This is a genomic window from Microcoleus sp. D3_18_C4 (assembly GCF_036702355.1).
Classification (GTDB): domain Bacteria; phylum Cyanobacteriota; class Cyanobacteriia; order Cyanobacteriales; family Microcoleaceae; genus Microcoleus.
In genome coordinates this window covers 57,155-64,061 of the sequence record NZ_JAUBTF010000045.1, presented here as the reverse complement: position 1 = coordinate 64,061, position 6,907 = coordinate 57,155, and the positions used below count along the sequence as shown (strand labels likewise).

Sequence of the window (6,907 nt, the reverse complement as noted above, 5' to 3'; positions counted from 1 at the left end):
ACTTTACCCTCGCTCTCGCGAGCGCATAACCCAGGCTACGTCAAGTGCCATCGATATATTCAGCAAGCCCTAATTATGAGCGCAGTCTCCTGCCCGAAAACAAGATGATAGGCAAGCAAATTCTCATCGTTGATGACCAAGAACACCTCCGCGAACTGATAAAGTTGTGCCTGGAAGACCTCGCGGGATGGAACACCCTGGTGGCCGAATCAGGACAAGAATGTTTACAAATCCTACAAACAGAACGACCTAACGCTATTTTGCTGGATATATCAATGCCGGGAATGGATGGGTTTGCTGTGTACGATCACCTCCAATCCGATCCGATTACTCGATCGATTCCAGTGATTCTGCTGACAGCAAGAGTTTTGTCAAAGGATCTGGCTAAATTTGCCGAAATGGGTATTGCTGGGGTAATTCCCAAACCATTTGAAGCCACCACCCTGCCGTCAAAAGTGGCAGAGATGTTGGGATGGAATGATTCACAATCCCCGGTATGGCAGACGCAGGATTCTTAAGACTTTACCTCTACATTCATAGAGTTGCTGCTTCTACGCAGCTTACAGCACTTGGCAACAAAAGACAAATACACTTTCGTCGATAAAAAAGAGGTTTTTATGACAAGCTGTCCTGGCTGCACGAATCGAATGGTGCGTCACCTTAGCCAAAGTCAAGTATACTGGTTTTGCCGTCAGTGGTAGCAAGAAACGCTTGTTTACAGTGTTAACAGCTACGGTTCATCGCCCTCTATAAATGTACTTAGGGAGTTAAGGATTAAGAAGCAACTTTCTTGAGAGGCGGTTGTTTAAAGGTGAAATTCCATCGCACAGGCGTGACACCCGTGCCACAATGGAGGCGGAGGAATAAAAGGGATCTCGCACTTACGGACTAAACCTCCTCAAAAATTGCGCCTCGCTGCTGTAGATTCACCTGCATCTCCTCCTCCATTCCTGAATTGTTCCCGAATCTGGCTGACTCGACATTCGCACCACTGAAATTAGTATTTGTTAAGTTCACTTCCAGCAGATTGGCGCCGCTCAAATTGGCACCGCTGAGGTTAGCTAAAGCTAGACTTGCTTTGTGCAAATCTGCACCGCTTAAATCAGCATTTCCTAAGAAAGCCCCACTCAAATCTGCACCGCCGAATTTGGCATTTTGCAGGTTGGCGTCGCTGAAATCGGCATCGTTTAAGGTTGCACCCCGGAAATTTACCCGATCGAGATTTGCGCTGCTAAAATCCACTGCACTTAAAGTCGTTCCACGCAAGCTACCACCTGCGAAATCTAGTGCTGGGTTGAGATTGGCAATTTTTGCCAACTCCACAAAGTTGTCGGTTTCAGCGGAAATAATGCGATCGACCATTTCCTGCAATTCCGATTCAGCTTCCGGGACAATTTCCTCTTCAGGCTGTTCAATCGGAGGCAAATTGTAGGATAATAGCGCCCAACTGAGAGCAGGTTGGAGTTTATTTTCTTGCAGGTATATCGTCAGGATTCTTTCTAAAACCGAATGTTGATTGGGCGTGATTTCGTGCGGCCACAAACCCTCAGCATCTGTGAGATAAATATCTTCTTTAGCCACTTCAAAAGCCGCTGCAATCCGAAATTGTTTGGCAGTAATTTCTCCCATCTTAGCACTTTTTAGCAAACCTTTTAATACTGATTTGCCCTGTTCTACTGCAAAAATCCAAGCTGGCGTTCTATCATCACTGATTGTGGAAACGTGACAAAATATGCTCTCTGTCTCCTTAGTTTTTTCCGCCTTTTCCCCGCCCTGAACTCCCTGCTGACTTTCGGTTACTAAAATTTCTGCACTGCTTTGAATAGCCAGGGTTTCTCCTATTGGCAAAAGCTTGAAAGAACCGACTAACTGACGTGATGCTACGGGTATTTCGCAGTTTTCTAGATGGAGTTTGAGCGTTCCGCCTTGCAGACCAAATTTTACGCGACCACCTAGCAGGGGTTCCCAATGCTCGTTAAAATTCAGGCTCAAGTGAATGTCGAGCTGCTGGGTTTGGGGTGCAACCGATGGAACTGGAATTGCTTCAAATTGCATCCACAAGCAATCTGGGTATTTGTTGTGAGACTCTAGCGATCGCATATCGGGTAGAATTGCTGGCACTACCAGCCTGTAATTGATATTTAAATTAGTTTATCATCTCTATTTTATCACAACACAGCTTTTTTCCCTGGGGTAAAATTGTAAACTTTGTTTAATTTGATCCGCCAGTCATTGATTTGGCTTAATTTGGCTTTTTACCCAATTCCGAAATGCTTTCACTAATTCCAAATACTCCATTGTTTCTGCTTGTTCCAAAAATATGACAATCTCTAATATCGGTAAGCTGGGAAATGCTAAACTGATCTCGCACTCAACGTATTCTCCATTTTCCAATCTGTTGATTCTGAGTCGCGATCCATTATAAATCCAAACTTCCGGCACTCCCAAATCCGCATAAACCTGCAAGCTATTTTCCGAACGGCTGGTAATATCAATTTCCACCACTAAATCCGGTGGCGGATCTTGATTCATGTCCAGTCTTTTTTTGCCTTTAACTGCACTAACATTTTGGATGTAAAAACATTCATCAGGTTCTACACCGCTAAGTTCAGGACGCTTGAAAGTTGTGGAACCCCGGGGGGCAATGTTGAGTTCCAATTCTTCTGCTAGGGTTTCAACAAATCGACCCATTACTTTTTTGTAAAGTTCGTGTTCTGGAGAAGGTACCATAATTTTCAAATTGCCACGATTATATGTCAGTCGAATTTGCCGATCGCCGATTTCGGCAAGCAAAGCTTCGTAGGTTTGCCAACTGATACCCGATAGCTGGACAATTTGTTCCGGTGGAGCGAGAGTTTGAGCAGTCATAGTGCTACTTTGGTGAAGAGTTCGTAGGCGCAAGCCGGGGTGTAGCCATCGCAATGAGTGCATTATATCATCGAAGGAAGCCTAGACTGGAAATACGGAAGACAAATCCAGAGATAACTCTGGAAAACCCGGAATTATCACCGTCTGATTTGGCAAAACAACTCGTTGCAATTGATAACTATAACTCCCGTTTTGTTTCTGATAAGGTTCGCTGTGCATTTCCAGTTGATTGTCAACCAAATTAAATATCCAATAATTAGAAATCCCAGTCTCAGCATAGAGAGACAACTTGGTTGTGCGATCGTACTTCAACGTAGAATCGGAAACCTCAATTACCAACAAAATATCAGCAGGCTGCGGGTGAGAAGATAAATAACGATCGGCTCGATTGCGGGCAATCACAACATCAGGCTCTGGTTCGCTATCATCAGACAAAATAATCGGCTCTTGTACGCGCAAGCGAGCGCGTCTTGCCAGTAAAATGACTAACTCCTCAAGTAAAAGACTGTTGCAAACAGAGTGAAGCCTACCTTTAGCAGCCATAATGATAATTTCTCCGCGAATCAATTCAACTCGCTCATCGGGGGCGAAAAATCCCAGTTCTCCCAAACGGTGATATTCGGCGATCGAGAATCGTTTTGCAGTTACGGCAGTCATAGCTTTTCTTACCCTCTACAATTACCAACCTTTCCAATTAATTCTACTCAAAAATCCCGCCCCGTGCCATCAATTCAACCTTCACGGCTTCCGAAATTCCGACACAACCATAAAAATTCGCCTTTTTAACCACCGTATTTTTCAAATCAGCGCGGCTCAAATCAGCACCGTTTAAATTCGCGCCACTCAAATTAACACCGCTTAAATCAGCATTTTTTAAATCAGTATTTGTCAAATTTGCATTTACTAAAATCGCATTCGGTAAATAAGCACTGCTCAAATTAGCGCCGGTTAAATTTGCACCGCTCAAATTCGCACGGGGCAGCTTTGTCCGCAAATCAGCACCGCTCAAATTGGCGCTGCTGAGTTCAGCATCCCGCAAATTAGCATTGCACAAATTAGCATCAATTAAAATAGCAGCGCTCAGCAAAGCACCGCTGAGATCGGCCAAAGTCAAATCGGCGCCTCGGAGGTTGGTTTCGCGCAAATCCGCACCGTTAAAATCAGTGTAGTGCAAGTCAAAACCGCTTAAGTTAGCCCCAGCAAAATCCTCAATCGGATTCAAACCCACTGTTTCTGCAAGTTGTACAAAACTCTTATTTTTATCAATTAAAAACAGTTCCCGGACGATCGCCAATTGCTGCTGTCGGTACTCGTCGGCCTTCTCGTAATCTGCTAAATACTTGTAACCGAGCTTCAAATACTTGAGAGCATTGCGCTCAATGCGATCGTCCTTGCTGGTGCGCGCGATCGACAACTGCTCGTGATAGCATTCGATCGCACCAGGCAAATCTCCATTAGCATCGTAAGCTAGCGCCAAATTGCCCAAAGTTTCCAACTCAGAGCGCCCGTCGCCAGTGTCCCGCGCGATCGCCAAACGCTGTTGCTGGTAATTAATAGCACCAGAAAAATCCTCAAGAGCACAGCAAGCATTGCCCAGATTTCCCAAAGCATTTGCCTCGCCCCGGCGATCCCCCATTTCCCGCGCTAACGCCAAATGCTGCTGGTAGCAGTCGATCGCCTGAGCATAATTTCCCAGCGCTTCGTAAGCTACGCCCATATTACCCAGCGCCGCACCCGATCGGCGCTTATCGTCCATTGAGCGATACAGCGCCAGCGCTTCCTGCCAAGAACCTAGCGCCGCCTCAAATTGGCGTGCCTGATATTGCGAAATCCCCTGCTTGATTAGCTCGCTAGCTTGTTCGCTCATAATGTCAAAATTAGTTAATAACTAAAGTTGATATTAATCGACTCAAAGCGGTAATTGCTAATCGGTAATCAGTAATCGGGAATCGGTATGGCCAACCCCCCTCTCCCCCATCCGTATTTTCACGTCCGTGCAAAAAAAAAAGACCAAAAAAAGAGAGAGCTACCTAAGTAACTCTCTCTGCCATCAGGGTGCATCTACATAACACAATATAACATGATAGGGATGAGGGGTGTCACCCCCAAACGTGAAGATGTTGTAAAGAAATGTAGATTAATTATAAAGTTACGATCCCGCCAGAAGGGCGAGATCGGGAAAAACCGATCGCCCGCCGCTGTATCCGCTACACGATCCCCTTAATAATTGCTTAGCTTGGGCCGTTAAGCTTCGCCACCAGCAGCTCATTCGTCAGTTTGGGATCAGCCCGGCCGCCCGTTTCCTTCATCACCTTGCCGACAAAAAAGCCCAGCAGCTTAGTTTTACCGGCTCGGTACTGTTCCAGCTCCTTGGGATTGGCTGCCAACACGGCATCGATCGCCTGATCGATCGCCCCAGTATCCGAAATTTGAATCAAACCCTTGCTTTCAACAAACTTCTGAGGCGAACCACCGTTTGCCAGCAACTCCGGCAAAATATCCTTAGCGATTTTGCCACTGATCGTACCGGCCTCAATTAGCCCCAGCAGTTCGGCTAAATCCTGCGGTTGGAAAGGAATTTCTGCGATCGCCAGCTTTTCATTTTTCAGATAAGCAGTAATATCGCCCATCACCCAATTGGCAGCTTGTTTAGCCACAGCACCGGCGGCGATCGATTTTTCAAAATACTCCGCCACCGCTTTGTCGTCAGTCAGCACCCGCGCGTCGTAGGGAGAAAGACCCAGCTCAGTTTCGTAGCGATTGCGCTTCATTGCCGGCAATTCCGGCAGTTGAGCTTGCCAATCCTGCAATTGCTCGGCCGAAACTTTGATCGGAGGCAAATCCGGTTCCGGGAAATACCGGTAATCGCTCGCACCTTCCTTAACCCGCATACTAAAAGTACACTGCTTGTTTTCATCCCAAAGCCGGGTTTCTTGGATGATGGTTTCGCCATTTTCCACAGCTTGAATTTGCCGCTCGATCTCATAATCGATCGCCCGTTCGATCGCATTAAAAGAGTTCATATTTTTAATTTCCACCTTCGTGCCGAACTCTTTTCTGCCCACGGGGCGAACCGAAATATTCACGTCGCACCGGAGCGAACCTTCCTGCATATTCCCGTCGCCAACACCGATGTAGCGCACGATCCGGCGCAATTCTTGACCGTATTCGGCAGCTTCCGCGCCCGATCGCAAATCCGGTTCCGAAACAATTTCGATTAGAGGCACACCAGCGCGGTTGTAATCCACCATTGAATAAGTTGAACCGCTGAGCCGATCGCTACCGCCGTGAACCAATTTTCCGGCATCTTCCTCCATGTGCAAGCGAGTGATCCCGATTTTTTTTCTAGTAGAATTTCCCGTCTCATCCACGAGTTCAATTTCTAGCCAACCGTTAGTAGCGATCGGCAAATCGAACTGAGAAATTTGATAATTTTTCGGCAAATCGGGATAGAAATATTGCTTGCGGTCAAACTTACTGTAAGGTGCGATTTCGCAGTTGAGAGCCAGCCCTGCTTTCACCGCATACTCCAGCACTTTTTGATTTAATACGGGCAAAACTCCCGGCATTCCCATACAAATTGGGTCAATGTTAGTATTTGGGGCATTGCCAAATTCTGTAGAAGAACTGGAGAAAATTTTAGTATTGGTACTTAATTGACAATGAGTTTCGAGGCCGATAATGGCTTCGTACTGAGTTCGGTTTTTTATCGAAGAGGGTGCAGAAGCAGTCATAAGCAATTTAAAAGACTGAATAACTTTAGATTTTATTTTAGCTTTTTATTGACCAAAGTGATTGGAGAGTATTTGGAGGTAGGGGCGGTTTCATTGGTGTCAACAAGCGCGTCAAACCCTGAGTTCGGCAGGTTTAAACCCCTGACGGACTTGGGGAAAGCGTGTTTAGTTGAGACAAATGGGGATCTGCATAGGCAACGCCCTGCTACAGATTCGCGATCGACCCAAGCCCGCAGCCACGCCGATCTCCTTTTGATCGCCCCCAAACAACAACTCTGTGCAAAAATATACTTAGGGTCAGCTCC

General features: G+C 46.3%; 6 protein-coding genes. 1 reads left to right on the top strand and 5 read right to left on the bottom strand.

Annotated features, from left to right (window positions below; translation table 11 throughout):
- Positions 1-104 precede the first annotated feature (104 nt).
- On the top strand, positions 105-518 hold the full coding sequence (locus QUA90_RS21010; RefSeq protein WP_333447508.1) for a response regulator: 414 nt from the start codon (positions 105-107) through the stop codon (positions 516-518).
- Between the two features lie 370 nt (positions 519-888).
- Here QUA90_RS21010 and QUA90_RS21005 read toward each other — a convergent pair whose 3' ends face one another.
- The 5 genes from QUA90_RS21005 to gatB all read right to left on the bottom strand — a co-directional run bounded on the left by QUA90_RS21005 (position 889) and on the right by gatB (position 6,602).
- Positions 889-2,121 carry a pentapeptide repeat-containing protein gene (locus QUA90_RS21005; RefSeq protein WP_333447506.1) on the bottom strand — a complete coding sequence of 411 codons (1,233 nt, stop codon included), beginning with the start codon at positions 2,119-2,121 and terminating at the stop codon, positions 889-891.
- A gap of 108 nt (positions 2,122-2,229) precedes the next feature.
- The gene (locus QUA90_RS21000) at positions 2,230-2,868 is read right to left on the bottom strand and encodes a Uma2 family endonuclease (protein ID WP_333331945.1); all 639 of its coding nucleotides are present in this window, start codon (positions 2,866-2,868) and stop codon (positions 2,230-2,232) included.
- Between the two features lie 81 nt (positions 2,869-2,949).
- The gene (locus QUA90_RS20995; protein ID WP_333331942.1) at positions 2,950-3,525 is read right to left on the bottom strand and encodes a Uma2 family endonuclease; all 576 of its coding nucleotides are present in this window, start codon (positions 3,523-3,525) and stop codon (positions 2,950-2,952) included.
- Positions 3,526-3,568: 43 nt separating this feature from the next.
- A complete protein-coding gene (locus QUA90_RS20990; protein WP_333386601.1) occupies positions 3,569-4,735 on the bottom strand; it encodes a pentapeptide repeat-containing protein in 1,167 nt (388 codons plus the stop codon).
- A gap of 364 nt (positions 4,736-5,099) precedes the next feature.
- On the bottom strand, positions 5,100-6,602 hold the full coding sequence (gene gatB, locus QUA90_RS20985; protein ID WP_333080220.1) for an Asp-tRNA(Asn)/Glu-tRNA(Gln) amidotransferase subunit GatB: 1,503 nt from the start codon (positions 6,600-6,602) through the stop codon (positions 5,100-5,102).
- Between the last annotated feature and the right edge of the window lie 305 nt (positions 6,603-6,907).

Excerpts from the sequence above, each read along its gene's own strand:
- QUA90_RS21010 (WP_333447508.1), top strand. The coding sequence starts at position 105 with ATGATAGGCAAGCAAATTCTCATCGTTGATGACCAAGAACACCTCCGC.
- gatB (WP_333080220.1), bottom strand. The coding sequence starts at position 6,602 with ATGACTGCTTCTGCACCCTCTTCGATAAAAAACCGAACTCAGTACGAA.
- QUA90_RS20990 (WP_333386601.1), bottom strand. The coding sequence starts at position 4,735 with ATGAGCGAACAAGCTAGCGAGCTAATCAAGCAGGGGATTTCGCAATAT.
- QUA90_RS21000 (WP_333331945.1), bottom strand. The coding sequence starts at position 2,868 with ATGACTGCTCAAACTCTCGCTCCACCGGAACAAATTGTCCAGCTATCG.
- QUA90_RS20995 (WP_333331942.1), bottom strand. The coding sequence starts at position 3,525 with ATGACTGCCGTAACTGCAAAACGATTCTCGATCGCCGAATATCACCGT.